The 13776-nt window shown below is 36.2% G+C and carries 18 protein-coding genes; all 18 read right to left on the reverse strand.

Annotated features, from left to right (window positions below; translation table 11 throughout):
* Nucleotides 1–95: 95 nt before the first annotated feature.
* Complete coding sequence (locus ACH2CJ_RS20445; RefSeq protein ID WP_394996077.1) at nucleotides 96–260, reverse strand: hypothetical protein; 165 nt, start codon at nucleotides 258–260, stop codon at nucleotides 96–98.
* Nucleotides 261–265: 5 nt separating this feature from the next.
* Entirely contained in the window at nucleotides 266–583 is a 318-nt protein-coding gene (locus ACH2CJ_RS20450) for a helix-turn-helix domain-containing protein (RefSeq protein ID WP_394996033.1), read from the reverse strand.
* Nucleotides 584–787: 204 nt separating this feature from the next.
* Nucleotides 788–1045, reverse strand: a complete 258-nt coding sequence (locus tag ACH2CJ_RS20455; protein ID WP_394996036.1) for an AraC family ligand binding domain-containing protein — start codon at nucleotides 1043–1045, stop codon at nucleotides 788–790.
* Between the two features lie 114 nt (nucleotides 1046–1159).
* Nucleotides 1160–1663: a YeeE/YedE family protein gene (locus ACH2CJ_RS20460; protein ID WP_394996039.1), complete on the reverse strand. Its 504-nt coding sequence runs from the start codon at nucleotides 1661–1663 to the stop codon at nucleotides 1160–1162.
* 26 nt (nucleotides 1664–1689) lie between these two features.
* Complete coding sequence (locus tag ACH2CJ_RS20465; RefSeq protein WP_394996042.1) at nucleotides 1690–2265, reverse strand: YeeE/YedE family protein; 576 nt, start codon at nucleotides 2263–2265, stop codon at nucleotides 1690–1692.
* Between the two features lie 11 nt (nucleotides 2266–2276).
* The gene (locus tag ACH2CJ_RS20470; protein WP_394996044.1) at nucleotides 2277–3680 is read right to left on the reverse strand and encodes an OprD family outer membrane porin; all 1404 of its coding nucleotides are present in this window, start codon (nucleotides 3678–3680) and stop codon (nucleotides 2277–2279) included.
* 201 nt (nucleotides 3681–3881) lie between these two features.
* On the reverse strand, nucleotides 3882–5564 hold the full coding sequence (locus ACH2CJ_RS20475; RefSeq protein WP_394996047.1) for a bifunctional metallophosphatase/5'-nucleotidase: 1683 nt from the start codon (nucleotides 5562–5564) through the stop codon (nucleotides 3882–3884).
* A gap of 12 nt (nucleotides 5565–5576) precedes the next feature.
* Nucleotides 5577–6005 carry a DsrE family protein gene (locus ACH2CJ_RS20480; RefSeq protein ID WP_394996049.1) on the reverse strand — a complete coding sequence of 143 codons (429 nt, stop codon included), beginning with the start codon at nucleotides 6003–6005 and terminating at the stop codon, nucleotides 5577–5579.
* 21 nt (nucleotides 6006–6026) lie between these two features.
* Nucleotides 6027–7100 (reverse strand): c-type cytochrome, encoded by a 1074-nt coding sequence (locus ACH2CJ_RS20485; protein ID WP_394996052.1) that lies wholly within the window; start codon nucleotides 7098–7100, stop codon nucleotides 6027–6029.
* A gap of 204 nt (nucleotides 7101–7304) precedes the next feature.
* Nucleotides 7305–8177 carry a sterol desaturase family protein gene (locus tag ACH2CJ_RS20490; RefSeq protein ID WP_394996054.1) on the reverse strand — a complete coding sequence of 291 codons (873 nt, stop codon included), beginning with the start codon at nucleotides 8175–8177 and terminating at the stop codon, nucleotides 7305–7307.
* An 11-nt stretch (nucleotides 8178–8188) separates the two neighbouring features.
* A complete protein-coding gene (locus ACH2CJ_RS20495; RefSeq protein ID WP_394996057.1) occupies nucleotides 8189–8581 on the reverse strand; it encodes a rhodanese-like domain-containing protein in 393 nt (130 codons plus the stop codon).
* Between the two features lie 172 nt (nucleotides 8582–8753).
* A complete protein-coding gene (locus tag ACH2CJ_RS20500; RefSeq protein ID WP_394996059.1) occupies nucleotides 8754–9245 on the reverse strand; it encodes a class I SAM-dependent methyltransferase in 492 nt (163 codons plus the stop codon).
* A 104-nt stretch (nucleotides 9246–9349) separates the two neighbouring features.
* Nucleotides 9350–9667: a thioredoxin gene (trxA, locus tag ACH2CJ_RS20505; RefSeq protein WP_394996062.1), complete on the reverse strand. Its 318-nt coding sequence runs from the start codon at nucleotides 9665–9667 to the stop codon at nucleotides 9350–9352.
* A gap of 12 nt (nucleotides 9668–9679) precedes the next feature.
* The gene (locus tag ACH2CJ_RS20510) at nucleotides 9680–9916 is read right to left on the reverse strand and encodes a hypothetical protein (protein WP_394996064.1); all 237 of its coding nucleotides are present in this window, start codon (nucleotides 9914–9916) and stop codon (nucleotides 9680–9682) included.
* A gap of 47 nt (nucleotides 9917–9963) precedes the next feature.
* On the reverse strand, nucleotides 9964–10401 hold the full coding sequence (locus tag ACH2CJ_RS20515; protein ID WP_394996067.1) for a rhodanese-like domain-containing protein: 438 nt from the start codon (nucleotides 10399–10401) through the stop codon (nucleotides 9964–9966).
* Between the two features lie 60 nt (nucleotides 10402–10461).
* Entirely contained in the window at nucleotides 10462–11877 is a 1416-nt protein-coding gene (locus tag ACH2CJ_RS20520; protein ID WP_394996069.1) for a rhodanese-like domain-containing protein, read from the reverse strand.
* A 91-nt stretch (nucleotides 11878–11968) separates the two neighbouring features.
* Nucleotides 11969–12775: a sulfite exporter TauE/SafE family protein gene (locus ACH2CJ_RS20525; protein WP_394996071.1), complete on the reverse strand. Its 807-nt coding sequence runs from the start codon at nucleotides 12773–12775 to the stop codon at nucleotides 11969–11971.
* Between the two features lie 101 nt (nucleotides 12776–12876).
* The gene (locus ACH2CJ_RS20530; protein WP_394996074.1) at nucleotides 12877–13527 is read right to left on the reverse strand and encodes a Crp/Fnr family transcriptional regulator; all 651 of its coding nucleotides are present in this window, start codon (nucleotides 13525–13527) and stop codon (nucleotides 12877–12879) included.
* Between the last annotated feature and the right edge of the window lie 249 nt (nucleotides 13528–13776).

Below are 13776 nucleotides of genomic sequence, written 5' to 3' on the forward strand. Positions count from 1 at the left end.
GAGTGCATCAAAAAGTGTGGGGCAAGCACTTCTTATTTCAAGAAAGTCTGTTTAAGATTACTTATTGAACCTTATTTGCTTTTAGATTAAGAGCATCAAAAATCATTTGCCCCACACTTTTTGATGCACTCCATACCTACGGCTCCGCCCATTATCCAACGAACTTTACCAACAATATGTGGCTCAGGAACAAATGGGGCAAGCCCTAAAGTTAGACTGACTACCAACCATAATTTCCAATTATTAAGATTTTTTTTCATTGCTGTTAATGATTTAAAGTCCTAAATTTTTCGGGTGTGTTTCCAACGTCTTTTTTGAATAATCCTATAAAATACGAACAATCATAATATCCCAAATAATAGGCAACTTCACAAACCGATATGCTTGAGTGCAGTAATAATCGTTTTGTCTCTAAAATTACTCGGCCACAACTCATTTCTCCAGCAGTTCTACCAATTGTTTCTTTACAAACCGCAATGAGATAGTTGGCACTAATATTTAATTTTCCTGCAAAATCTTTAACCGATTTTAAGTTCTTGTAATGTATTTCTATTAGATTTTCAAATAGTCTTATTTTTGTCACATTCAAAGTATTACCATTTCCTCAAAAATAGGTTGATAAATACAAATAGAATGCACAAAAATTAATTTTAAAAGAGACTTAACTTGACTATCTTTATACGGTTGATTCATTTGAAGCTCTTTAATGATTTATTCAAATAAACTTTCGATAATTTTGCTTTGTTCATCGCTAAAAACAACCAATGGAACATCATTGCTTCCATTATTAAAACGGTAGAGCTTGCAAAGACAGGCTCTTTTCTACTACCTCGAAAAACTCTTTTTTGAAAAATAAAGTATAACCAATGGTGTCGTCACTCAAATTCCATTCGTGTACCTGACTATCATTCATAAAAAATATTTGATTTGGCTCAACATCAAATCGTTTGAAATCAATGTCGTGTGTTCCACTACCACGCTTTATATAAATAAGGTTATAAAAATCATGTCTATGCGGAAAATCTACAACCGTCAAATTTCTCATGTGAACTTACAAACGTCGGATGTCCACATGCATTGTAATGTGTTTAGCTGCTCAATGGTATAAATCGAAATAGTTTTTTTCATAAACGTAAGAGATTTTATAAAAGCTCAATCATTAGTTTGGTAGTTTATCTTTCAATAAACCATAGACCCAAGTTCCAGCAACTGCACTCAAAAGTGTTACAATTACAACCATATAACCGCTACCAATTTGTGCAAAAATTGGACCTGGGCAAGCACCCGTGATTGCCCAACCTAAGCCAAAAATTAAACCTCCATAAACTTGACCTTTTTGAAATTTCTTTGGGTGAAAATCTACTGTTTCGCCTGCTATTGTCTTGATATTAAACTTTTTAATTAAAAATACAGAAATCATTCCAACCACAACCGCACTGCCAATAACACCATACATGTGGAAACTCTGTAAACGAAACATTTCTTGGATACGAAACCACGAAATGATTTCGGCCTTCACAAACACGATTCCAAACATTATCCCAACCACTAAATATTTAACATTGTCAGTCCAGCTTTCGGTAATCTTCATATCATTGGGGGCTTCGCAAACAAATGGTTGTTCGTCTTGGCCAAGTTCAACTATATTTTCTAAGTTTTTCATTGAATTTAATTTTTATAAATTTTATTTTAAAATAATTTGAAAATAAGCGGCATCAGTAAATGAGTCATTGTGAAACCACCTACCATAAAACAACAAGTAGCGATTAGTGATGGAAGTTGTAAGTTTGAAAGTCCCATAATAGCATGACCAGAAGTACAACCTCCTGCATAACGTGTACCAAAACCAACTAAAAAACCACCAAAAACAAAGAAAATAAGCCCTTTTATTGAGAATAACGTTTCAACTGAAAATAAGTCGGCGGGCATTAAACCCGAAAAATCTTTAATTCCTAATGCCTTCAAATCATTGATTGTGGCTTCTGAAAGCACAAAAGTATTTGGATTTTCTAAGAAATTAGTTGCAATAACACCTCCAAAAAATACTCCTAAAACAAAAATTAAATTCCAAATTTCTTTTTTCCAGTCATATTTAAAGAATGGAATATCGGCAGGAAAACAAGCTGCACAAACGTGGCGAAGTGATGATGAAATTCCGAAAGATTTATTGCCAATCAATAAAAGTGTTGGCACAGTAAGTCCAATAAGCGGGCCCGCTACGTACCAAGGCCAAGGTTGAATAATGAATTCAAAAATTTGTTTCATGCGATTTTGTTTTAATAATGATAGTTAATAATTATGTTTAAATGGGTCATATTTACTTTGTTGAAAACGTAGCGGTCATTTTGGTAGGTTTCGCCAATATCGTCTTTCCGAACAACCAATAATAGTGCATTCAGTCCTTTTAAATAATTGTCAAATTGATAAGTTAATCCTAAATTAATTTGTGAATAAGAAGGCATACCATATTTATTCAAAGCGAAATTCTTTACATCGGGTAACTGGAAATAGCCCCCACTTAACTCAATTTTGATATGATTTTCAGGCTTGTAGAAAGTATTAATTGTGGCTACCGTTACATCACCAAAGCCTTCGTTTCTCTCACGTGGCATAAATGTATAAAAAGGTTCACGACCCCATTCTCGTGGCATTAGATAACGCCCTTGTGCAGTTGTTCGAGTGGCATTCAAAAACCAATCAAATTTGGCAGATTGTTGTCCAACTCGTCCAGAAAACACTTTTGCTCCACTATTTATTTGGGTATATGCCTTAGTTGGGTCTTCGTTTCCGCCATTTCCTATGGAATTTTGTTGAATATATTGCCCGCCTACAAACCAGTTTTTACCTGCAATTGACTTTGATTTCCATTCGATTTTTAGTTGTGCGGTGTTTAGCACATTATCAATATATGTGTCCCACAATTGAATATTCAATTGTTTTTTCTGATACGTTGAACCAATTACTCCAACACCAGCCGACTCAATATTATTTTTATATTGTGAAGGTTTTCCATTGACATCAACTCCGACTGGATATATTCCGATACTTTCGCCAGTATCAAACCATCTTACTGTTGAGCGGGGCGAAATGCGCCAAATATACTCCCCATGAAGGCTTATATTTTTCCATTCTTTCACGTCCAATGCGGCAGCTTCGATGAGTGTTGGACGCATTCGACCATCTTGTGGATTTATAAAAGGTGTTTGTGGAATTTGTCGTCCAATGGTTAAAATTGATTTTTTACCTGCATGTATCTTGAAGAATAATTCTTCGAGACGGTCTAAATCTTCGTGGTCATTTGGACGTTCAATATCAAATAATCCAATTTCATAACGATTTGTTTGGTTTGTTTTTGGGTCAAGATTGCTCAAATCAGAAGATTTTAGATTAAACATAAAAAAGCCACTAATTCCTACTTGAAAATGTTTTAAAATCTTAGGTGTTTCATACCCAATACCTGCACCAATGCCCCAAGCATTATAGTCTGTCAAGTCTCCTTTATTGAGTGTTGCCGACATATATGAGCGAGCATGACCATAAAATCGTCCTTTTTCAAAAAAATGATTGATTGTATTTGTATCTTTCTCAACCTCATGGTGAGCATGAATACCCTGGGCATTGGTGAAATTTATGTAAATAAAAAATGACCAAACAACATAATAAAAATTGATTCTTCTCATAATTTGATACTGTTATGGGTACAAAAGTATCAGTTACAAGTTTTTATATCCGTGACAAATGTTACATTGAAAAAATATTATTAATTCTTTTTTAATCCTTACTCGAAGGTGTTGCTATAAAAAAAGTATTTAATAAGTTTTACCTCATTGAATACTTTGTACTAATTTACATAAATCATAGGTTGTTGTACTCGAAATTCTTTATACAAATTGATAATCTACACCCGAAACTTGACTTAGTAAGTCTTGTGGACCATCCAAAATCTTAGCATCGTGCCTCAATATTGGCGTTATAGGCGAGAATTTTTGTAAATATTCTTTCATCATGCTGTGCAAAGTAAAGGCAGTATTTGTGCCTTCTTTTACACCTTTCATGCGGCAAAGCATATCATCGGGGTCTCCGTCACGTTCGCAAGCACACATTGTATAACTTTTGGTTAAGTCGAGCGACTGACCAGCAATCGTAACTTTTTGTACTCGATGCCCAACTCTTTCAAAAGCCTTAAACTCAACCTGCATTCCTTTGAAACGTATCAACCAACCGCCAAAACGCTTGGAAGCATCTTGGGAAAATACATTTTGAAGCTCTTTTTCGAGCCAATCCATGATTTGTTGACCAGTTGCTTTGGCGGTTCTGATAGTAGAATCAACGGGAAGCATATCATATAAATACCCTTCGGTAATAGCTACTTTTCCATCTTTTCCAGCCGTGCGTGGTGGGCAAAAACGGAAACCATTCGATAGCACCACATCGGCATTTACTTTCCATTTAAGAGCATCTACAATCATGGTATCAATGGTGTTTTCTACTACAAAATTTCGGTAAAGTGGCACGGTACTATACCCCAAAACTTTGTTGATTTCTTCTTTATATGGCTTTTCTATTTGTTCCACAATATCTAAAATTGCCTTTTTTGCAGGAAATTTCTGCGGATTTACCTCAATAAGTTCGTATTTTTCACCAATAATTTTTCCATTCTCAACTTTTAAATCCAATCTTCCAACAAATGAACCGAATGCCCCAGGTTCAACGATTTTTGAGTATTCGGCTTGAATTGGTTTACGTACTCGCTCATGGGTATCCGCTCCGAAAATATAATCAACTCCCTTGCAATCGGGGTGATTTCCGAGGGCAATTTGTTGCGAAAGTCCGAGATGCGAAAGAATAATGACAAAATCACATTGTTCTTGTTCTTTCAATAGTTCTACATATTGTTTTAGATTTTCTTCGGGTTTTGTATAAATAATTCCCTTGCTATAAAGTGGGGACTGACGAAGCGGAACGAGTGGGTCGGTATAACCCAAAACACCTATTTTTACGCCTAAACGATGCACGATTTGGTATGGTTGGAAAATCAATTCTCCCTTTTTTCCATCGCCTAAATCGTGGTACATATTGGCACAAACCTTTGGAGCAAGTAAGCCTCCCATGAGTTTTTGCATATTTGTTTTGTAGTAAACCACTTCCCAGTTTCCTGGCAAATACATATCATAATTGAGGGCATTGAGCAAAGGAACAAACGCTTGTCCAGTAGTTTTTACCGAAAGCATACTGCCCTGAAACATATCGCCCGTGTCAATCGTGATGGTGTTTTCGGGGTTTTCTTTCTTCAACACATCCAAAGCTGTTGCCAAATGGGCATAACCACCTGTTTTGCGGAAAGTCAGTTGGTTGTTTTCCCAAAATAACTCATCATGGGCGTGAAGCTGACAATGCACGTCGGTAGTTTGTAGAAACGTAATTGTTCCTTTTATGGCAGTTTCATTACTATTTACCACCGAATTTTTATTTCCATTGTTGGCTATTAAAGCACTGGTATTTGGTACACCTGCCGCAGCAGTTGCCAATAAACCCGATTGTAAGAATTTTCTTCTTGATTGCATCCTTGATATTTTTTAGAATCCTGCCTTAATATATGACCAACCTTGCTCTTGTTTTTCGATGATTTCGACCAAACCCGCTGGCACAAACCCAGCTTTCGGGAAAATTTGTTCTTTGGTCAATTTTTGTTGTATCAGAGAGTTTTCGCAAACCACAAATGAAACGCCTTGACCAATAAGGCTATTGATTTCGGGTTCAAATTGACTTTTGCCTTTCAGCACCATTCCCAGACCTTTGTTATGCACAACTACTTCGATTTTGGCAGTTGGCCAAACCGACAATACATTTGTTAGTTGTTTGGTCAAAGCACGATATGCGACAGTATCGGGAGTAGCAAGATGAAAAACTACTCGATGTTCTTTGACTTTCTTTTGTTTTTGAGCAAAAACTTCGGCTGATGCAAATACTAAAAATGCGAATAATAGCAGATTGAGGGCTTTCATTGATAAAATATTTAAGGTTGATTATTTTGAATTTGTTTGTTTTTTGTGTGCTTCTTTCCATTCTTTGATTGGCTTGTAAGGGCCGTATTTATGCTGTTGTTCAGAGAATGGGTCGGCATAAGGGCCAAAAGGATGGTCGAAAGGTTTGCCAGTAATATTTGGCCAATCTTTGCTTAAATCTTTGGTAGGGCGTGGTTGAGAATTGACAAAAGCTGCTAAATCCCACGCTTCTTCGTCGGTGAGTTGTGGGCGTTCGTAAGTTGCACCAAGCGGCATATTATACCTCACATAACCTGCAAAATTTGATATTCGGTATAATCCAGCACCATGATTATAACTATTATTGCCCCAAAGTGGCGGATAAGTATAACTTTTGCCGTTTTCAGCTAATATCCCCTCGCCGTTTGCTTGGTGGCATGACTGGCATTTTTGTTCATAAATTAAACGCCCTTTTTCGGGGTCATTTGCACGTTTTAAGCCTTTTACTTTAAAAATTCCAGCTCCACGAGGCGTAGTTTTCTTGGGTACATCTGAGCCAACCCATTTTATGTAAGCTAAAATCGCTTTCATTTCTCGACTTGTTGAATCGAGTGCTTTGCCGTTTAGGCTTCTTTCAAAACAATCATTTACACGTTTGACTTGATTTTCAACTGACCCAGAACGCTCTCTAAACTTGGGATAATTGGCTTGTACAGCAAAATAATTATTTCCCCAAGGCTGCGTTCCTGCATTCAAATGGCAGTTTTGGCAATTCATGCCGTTGGAAATCTGCTTAACACTACCTTTTGGCCCTAAATATTCGGAAGTATGAGCAATAAGTTCTTTGCCGTATTTGACCAGTTTTTGCTCTTCTGGTTCGAGTTTCATTATTCTCCAATCGGCTGGGGCTGTCCAGAGCTGCACAAAATTGGTATCAATTTTTGCAACTTCTTTTTTCTCAGAAATTTCTTCGGAAACATTCGAGTTGGGTACACCAAAGAGATGCACATAAACAAATCCGAGAATTAAAAATATAGTCAGTAGTAATAACCCACTTAGAAAGGCTAAAATTGAAGTTAATTGTTTTGCTGCTTTGGTTGAATCTAATTTTGCCATAAGATAGCTCTGATAATTTACTTCACAAAAATATGAGTAATATCATCGACCTTATGTGATATTTGTTACAAACTTAGAAAAAATGGTATAAAACGAATATGAAAAAGCAACAAACCTAATGATAAGACTTGTTGCTCCGAATATTTACTCTACCTTGATATATTAGCAGGTTTGCAAAAGACCTTTATTTTGGATTGAAACTTTTTACTTTTTCCAGAAAGAATAAGTTAGTTGCGACCAAAATGTTTTGGGAAACTTTGCCATATCATCAAAGCCTAATTTTATTGTTGCATCTTCTTTTGGTACATAATTTAGTCCGAAAATATAATCCCAAATACTGAGCGTTATGCCAAAATTTACACCATTCATTCGCTCTTTTGGTAACTCTTCGGCATGATGCCACAAGTGCATTTGTGGATTATTAAAAATGTATTTCATAGGCCCCAAAGGCAAATAAATATTAGCGTGATTGAGGTGTCCGACCGCCAAAGTGAAAATATGAATGATAAAAAAATCTTGAATTCCGAAGCCAATCATCGCCAAAGGAATGTATTCTAATGTGCGATAAATAACATTTTCCATCCAATGGTAGCGAAGATGTCCCGCAAAACCCATTTCTTCGATACTGTGATGAACTTTATGCACTTCCCACATCCACGGTACTTTGTGAAGCAAACGATGAATATTCCATTGAATAAAATCACGAACCAAAAATAAAGTCAGTAATTGAATCCACGCTGGCCAACTTGCAACATTGATGGCTACTACGTTTTTTATGCCAAAAAGCCCTAATAAATCATTGAAAACCTGGACCGCTACATTTGAAATAGCATTATAGGCAATGAGCGAAAACAAGAAAAAATTAAAGAACATATAAAACATATCTACCCAAAAATCGTGACGAACTGCTCCTTGATTTTTTCGCCACGGAAATACGATTTCGAGCGTCCAAACGGCCAGCGAAAGCCCCAGAAGCCAATAAAAATAATTATGCCACGATGGGTTTAAAATCTCAGAAAGTAGGTAATTAAAATAACCTGTATAACTACCTACTATGGTTTCGATGTACTTTTCCATAGTTACAGAAATTAACGTTTTAAACCAGTTGTCGGAAAACCCGAAGCCCGCCAAGCATTAATGCCACCCTCTAAATTATAGACTTGTTTGAAGCCTTTCTTAGCCAATATACCACTCGCACTTCCACTTCTTCCACCCACAGCACAGTAGATAAATACAGGTTTGTTCTTATCAAGTTTTTCAAGTTGACTTTCAAAATTTCCTCCATTATAATCAATTTGCGTGGCCTGGGGCAACACACCTTGGGCAACTTCACCATCAGTTCTAACATCCAATACTATTTTATTGGGTGTTTTGTCCATCAATTCTTTAAATTCTTTTACATTCAATCTTTTGATTTGCTGTGCTTCTGAGCAAGCAACTATGCTTATAATCATCACAAATGATAGCCAAATATTTTTCATTACTTTGTAGGTTTAAAATTCTTAATGCAAAATAACAACATAGAAAATCAAAAGTCTGTGACGGATGTTACAGAGGTATTAAGAACTGAGAATATAATACATTGCCCAACCAAAACCAGCAATGAGATGAAGAAAAAAGATGCCAAAAATTATCTTTTCCCACATTTACATTTTAGTTTTTTGTAGCAATCATTCTTACAACATGACCTTTGCCTTGATGATAAAGACCTTCGTCAAGGTCGATGATTTTATCTTCGAGCAACAAAATTTTCATTCCAGTAAATTCTTTTTCAACTTCTTCTACCGAAAATAACATGTCCAAATCTTTTAGCCCGCCCGATGAGTAATTGAGTTGGTTTTTATGAAATGTTTCAAAGATTACATAGCCCGAAGTTTTTACGACTTGGGTAACTTTTTGATGAAAATCTTGACGTAAATGAGCAGGAAAATGAGCAAAAAACAAACCAATTACATCAAATTGAGTATTTTCGGTCGAAAAATCGACAACATTCATTACCTCATAATTGAGCGAAACTTCATGCTCTCGAGCCAATTTCAATGTTTTGTTTTTAGCTTCTTCGCTAAAATCAAATGCTGTTACGTCCCAACCCTTGCGGGCGGCGTAAACGGCATTTCGTCTTTCACCTTCGGCGGGTAAAAGCATTTTTCCTGCCGAAAGTTTATCTATATTTTCCTTAAAAACTCATTGGGTTTTGTGCCGTAGGCAAAAGTTTCTTCTTTGTAACGTACATTCCAAAAGTCTTTCATTTAGCTACCAAATTGATTAATTACTTGTTCCAATTGTCTTTTTTGCACAACGCCTGATTGTCTCCATTTAGTTTCTCCTTTCTGAAACAACATCAAGGTTGGAACTCCCTGAATACGATAAGTTTGTGCAACGGCTGGATTTTTATCAACATCTATTTTTATTACTCGTACACGGTCGCCCATTTGTGCCGCAAAGTCTTTCAATATCGTCGACATCATTTTACATGGCCCGCACCATTCGGCAAAAAAATCGACTAAAACAGGCGTTTCACTATTGATTATGTCGGCAAAAGTTTGTTTTTTTTCGCTCGTTTCCATTTTCTTAGAGGTTTATTTTACTTCTTCAAAAGTAATATCTTCAACTTTCTGATTTTCATTACTTCTACTGTAAGGCACATTACAGCCTTTGCTTCCACAACCAATATTCAGTATGGCTTGTAGAAGAAATAAGCCTGCCATGGCTCCGACGATTAACTGATGCTCAGTAATGGCAGAATAACCTAACCAAAGTCCGATTCCTAAACGAAGGAATCGCATAAAATCCCAGTTTTTGAATATTGTTGTCATGGTTTTTGAGGATTTAAGTTTTTTTTTATCACATTCTTAGCATCGTCTTAATACGGCCAGTTCATCATGCCTCCTGAAAGATTATAGAGGTTTTTAAAACCGTCTTTGCTCATCATTTCGCAAGCACTTCCGCTACGATTTCCGCTACGACAATAAACAAAATACGTTTTGTCTTTCTCCAAAGCTGCTACTTTTTGAGCGAAATTACTTCCCATAATATCAATATTAACTGCTCCGTCTATTCCACCTTGTTTATGCTCAGCAGGAGTTCTTACATCTAAAATCATTGAATTTTGAGTTTCGGTAATTAGTTTCTGGAATGCCGCTGCTTGTATATTCTCATAACTCTTTTTTGTTTTCAAAAAATCTAACATCGTCTTTGTTATTTTGTATTGTGAATAATTTCTATTACAAAGGTCAGATTTTGTTGCCGAAAGTAAAGTGATAAATGTTACACTTGATAAAGAAATGTGAGAATATTTCATAAAAAATAAACCCCAAGACATACGAAATGCTTGGGGTTTATAAAAGTCATAAAATTTATTTCAGCAAACTGCCGCTTCAACAACGGTTGTTTCAATCGGATTTCCTTTGTTTACCCATTCGTTCATTCCTGCTGAATAATTTTTTACATTCTTGAAACCACTTTTTAACAATAATGAATAACCAATGGCTGCTCTGTCGCCACTTTGGCAATGAATAATTATTTGCTTGTCTTTGCTAATTTTATCAAGATTTTGGAGCATCGTACCGACAAAAATATTTTCTGCTTCGGCAATGTGTCCTGTATTATATTCGGCAACGCCTCTGATGTCAATCACTTGCACGTCGTCTTTACCTAAGTAGTTTTTAAATTCTTCAATTTCGATAATATCACTTTGCTGAAGTTCGATTCCTAACGAATTTACGTCCGACACATAACCCAAGACATTATCCAAACCGATACGCATTAATTTACGAGTTAAATCTTCAATTTGTGCATCGCTGGCAACCAACATAAATGATTCTTGGTAGTTTACAAACCAACCCATCCAAGTTGCAAAAGCGTTATTTCCTTGAATATTGATGCTATCAGGAACAAAACCTGCCGCAAAATCTACTTTATTACGTGCATCAATCAATTTGATTCCGTTACTCATGGCGGTCTTTACTTCTTCTGCCGAAAGTTTCTTTTGTTTTGGAACTTCGGTCAATAAAGGTCTATCCACTTTATTGAGGTGTTTCATCATCGCAAAATACTTTGGCGGCTCTGGTTGGTCGGCCAAAAGATATTTCACAAAACCTTCTATATCATCATCGTACTGGAACGCCCAGTTTCTGATTTTTTCGTATCCTACCGTTGAGCTTGGAACTGCACCTAATGCTTTTCCGCAAGCAGAACCTGCTCCATGACCTGGCCAAACTTGTAAATAATCAGGTAAAGTTTCAAATTTTTGAATCGAACCAAACATCTGAATTGCTCCTGCTTCTTTTGTGCCAACAATTCCTGCTGCTTTTTCTAATAAATCGGGGCGACCAATATCTCCAACGAATACAAAATCTCCTGTGAATAACATCACTGGCTCTAAACTCGCTGGCTTATCGGTCAATAAGAAACTGATACTTTCGGGCGTGTGTCCAGGTGTGTGAATCACTTCTAAAGTTAGGTTTCCAACTGTAATCACGCTACCATTTTTTAAACCAACGTGATTAAACTCATATTGCCAACCCTCTCCACCTTCATCAGAAAGATACATTTCTGCACCTGTAACTGCTGCTAATTCTCTCGAACCCGATAAAAAATCGGCGTGAATATGGGTTTCGGTTACGTGCGTAATCTTCATATTGTTTTGCTTCGCAATTTCGAGATAGGTGTCAATATCTCTTTTTGGGTCAATTACGATAGCAATTCCTGCTTTTTGGCATCCTATAAAATAGCTCGCTTGAGCTAAACTTTTGTCATATACGTGTTGAAAAAACATAGTTTTATTAAGTTTTAGATTTGATTCAAAATTAGATTGATTGAAAAACTTTTACTGTGACATTTATTACAAAGCCATTGTTTTTTTGAAATTATTTAAAGAAAACTTCTTTCGTGATGATGTAAATTCCCATTACCAGCACAAACCAACCGAATGATTTTTTGAGTTTTTCGCCAGAAATGAATTTTGATAAATATGTACCTAAAAAGATTCCAACTACCGAAAGAGCCGTGAAGGGCAATAAGAAATTCCAGTCAACGTGGATATTCGATAAATCGCCCAAAAATCCAATAAGCGATTTTGCTGCAATAATGAGTAGTGAAGTTCCGACCGCCATTTTCATTGGTAAACGAGCAAAAAGAACGAGTGCAGGAATAATCAAAAATCCACCACCAGCACCAACAATTCCTGTCAATATTCCTACTAAACCACCTTCGAGGGCAATCATCGGATAGTTGAATTTCAATTCGCCAGTATTCTCTTCTTTTTCTTCTTTTTTACTTTTTATCATCGAATAAGATGCCGCCAACATGATTAGTGCAAAGAAAACCATGATGCCAACGTTTTTGGAAATCTCAAAACCCGAAACATTAAATAGTGGGTCGGGAATGGCTGGAACTAAGTATTTTCGGGTAAGAAAAACGGTCGTAAATGAAGGAATGGCGAACACCATTGCTGCACGATAATTGACCAGTTTTTTTCTCATAAAACTCGCCGAACCAACCAATGAAGTTGTGCCAACGATAAAAAGTGAGTAAGCCGTGGATATAACAGGACTAATATTGAGCAAATAAACTAATACAGGTAAGGTAAGAATACTGCCGCCGCCGCCAATAAGACCCAAACTAACACCGATTAAGATTGAGGCAGCAAAGCCCATTATTTCAGTAGAATTCATTTTAATTGATAGTGTTTTGTGATTTAACACTACAAAAGTACCGTGTGTAAAATGCTGGTTCGGTGATAATTGTTACAAAGCCAAAAAAAAAGCCTTGAATTTTATTTCAAGGCTATATCCAGTAATTCAATTTTATTTCGAGAAAGCTTTACCCGTCCGAGGCGTTCGAGTTGCTTCAAAAGTCGAGAAACTACTTCTCTTGAAGTTGCCAGTTCATTGCCTATTTCTTCGTGAGTTACATTAAAAACCGTGCATCCGCACTGGGCTGATTTTTTCTTTAATAATGCAATTAATCTATCATCGAGTTTGAAAAAAGCGATTTGGTCAATGGCCGCCAGTAAATCATCAAAACGTTTCTGGTAAGTCATGAAAACGAATTCTTTCCAAGATGAATACTTGGTCATCCACTCATCAATTTTGCTGACAGGTACTGAAATCAACTGTGTTTGTGAGTCAGCTATTGCCGTAATTTCGCTTTGACGGCTATTCAGGCAACAAGTCAATGACATAGCACATGAATCTTTTTCACCTAAATAATAGAGTAATGCTTCACGCCCTTCGGAGTCGGAACGTACAATTTTGACAGAACCACTCAATATAATAGGAACGGTGCGAATATACCCACCTGGACGCATCAAGACAAAGCCTTCTTCTACGTCCATATATGTTCCAAATTCGGCAAGTTCTTTTAGGAGTCCAACTTCAAATATAATTCCGAATTTATCGTGTAAAAAATTAAGTTCTAATTTCATTTCAAAAGAGTGAATAGTTTTACTTGAACTTCAATAACAAACATTATGGTGTATAGTTGCTAAAAAATAAAATATAGTTTTGGTTTGAGTAGATTTATTTATTTAATATAGCAATTCGGCGTTTTTTATTTTGAACAACTATCAACTCATAAAAAATTTGTGATTTTTGAGACTTCATGAACTTTGAGTGAATAATGGAGTGCATCAAAAAGTGTGGGGCAAATGATTTTTGATGCTCTTAATCTAAAA

Source organism: Emticicia sp. (genome assembly GCF_043780375.1).
Classification (GTDB): Bacteria; Bacteroidota; Bacteroidia; order Cytophagales; family Spirosomataceae; genus Emticicia.

Bases quoted from the DNA above. Each gene is read 5' to 3' on its own strand.
- ACH2CJ_RS20445 (WP_394996077.1), bottom strand. From the start codon at position 260: ATGAAAAAAAATCTTAATAATTGGAAATTATGGTTGGTAGTCAGTCTA.
- ACH2CJ_RS20455 (WP_394996036.1), bottom strand. From the start codon at position 1,045: ATGAGAAATTTGACGGTTGTAGATTTTCCGCATAGACATGATTTTTAT.
- ACH2CJ_RS20460 (WP_394996039.1), bottom strand. From the start codon at position 1,663: ATGAAAAACTTAGAAAATATAGTTGAACTTGGCCAAGACGAACAACCA.
- ACH2CJ_RS20465 (WP_394996042.1), bottom strand. From the start codon at position 2,265: ATGAAACAAATTTTTGAATTCATTATTCAACCTTGGCCTTGGTACGTA.
- ACH2CJ_RS20470 (WP_394996044.1), bottom strand. From the start codon at position 3,680: ATGAGAAGAATCAATTTTTATTATGTTGTTTGGTCATTTTTTATTTAC.
- ACH2CJ_RS20475 (WP_394996047.1), bottom strand. From the start codon at position 5,564: ATGCAATCAAGAAGAAAATTCTTACAATCGGGTTTATTGGCAACTGCT.
- ACH2CJ_RS20480 (WP_394996049.1), bottom strand. From the start codon at position 6,005: ATGAAAGCCCTCAATCTGCTATTATTCGCATTTTTAGTATTTGCATCA.
- ACH2CJ_RS20485 (WP_394996052.1), bottom strand. From the start codon at position 7,100: ATGGCAAAATTAGATTCAACCAAAGCAGCAAAACAATTAACTTCAATT.
- ACH2CJ_RS20490 (WP_394996054.1), bottom strand. From the start codon at position 8,177: ATGGAAAAGTACATCGAAACCATAGTAGGTAGTTATACAGGTTATTTT.
- ACH2CJ_RS20495 (WP_394996057.1), bottom strand. From the start codon at position 8,581: ATGAAAAATATTTGGCTATCATTTGTGATGATTATAAGCATAGTTGCT.
- ACH2CJ_RS20500 (WP_394996059.1), bottom strand. From the start codon at position 9,245: ATGCTTTTACCCGCCGAAGGTGAAAGACGAAATGCCGTTTACGCCGCC.
- trxA (WP_394996062.1), bottom strand. From the start codon at position 9,667: ATGGAAACGAGCGAAAAAAAACAAACTTTTGCCGACATAATCAATAGT.
- ACH2CJ_RS20510 (WP_394996064.1), bottom strand. From the start codon at position 9,916: ATGACAACAATATTCAAAAACTGGGATTTTATGCGATTCCTTCGTTTA.
- ACH2CJ_RS20515 (WP_394996067.1), bottom strand. From the start codon at position 10,401: ATGAAATATTCTCACATTTCTTTATCAAGTGTAACATTTATCACTTTA.
- ACH2CJ_RS20520 (WP_394996069.1), bottom strand. From the start codon at position 11,877: ATGTTTTTTCAACACGTATATGACAAAAGTTTAGCTCAAGCGAGCTAT.
- ACH2CJ_RS20525 (WP_394996071.1), bottom strand. From the start codon at position 12,775: ATGAATTCTACTGAAATAATGGGCTTTGCTGCCTCAATCTTAATCGGT.
- ACH2CJ_RS20530 (WP_394996074.1), bottom strand. From the start codon at position 13,527: ATGAAATTAGAACTTAATTTTTTACACGATAAATTCGGAATTATATTT.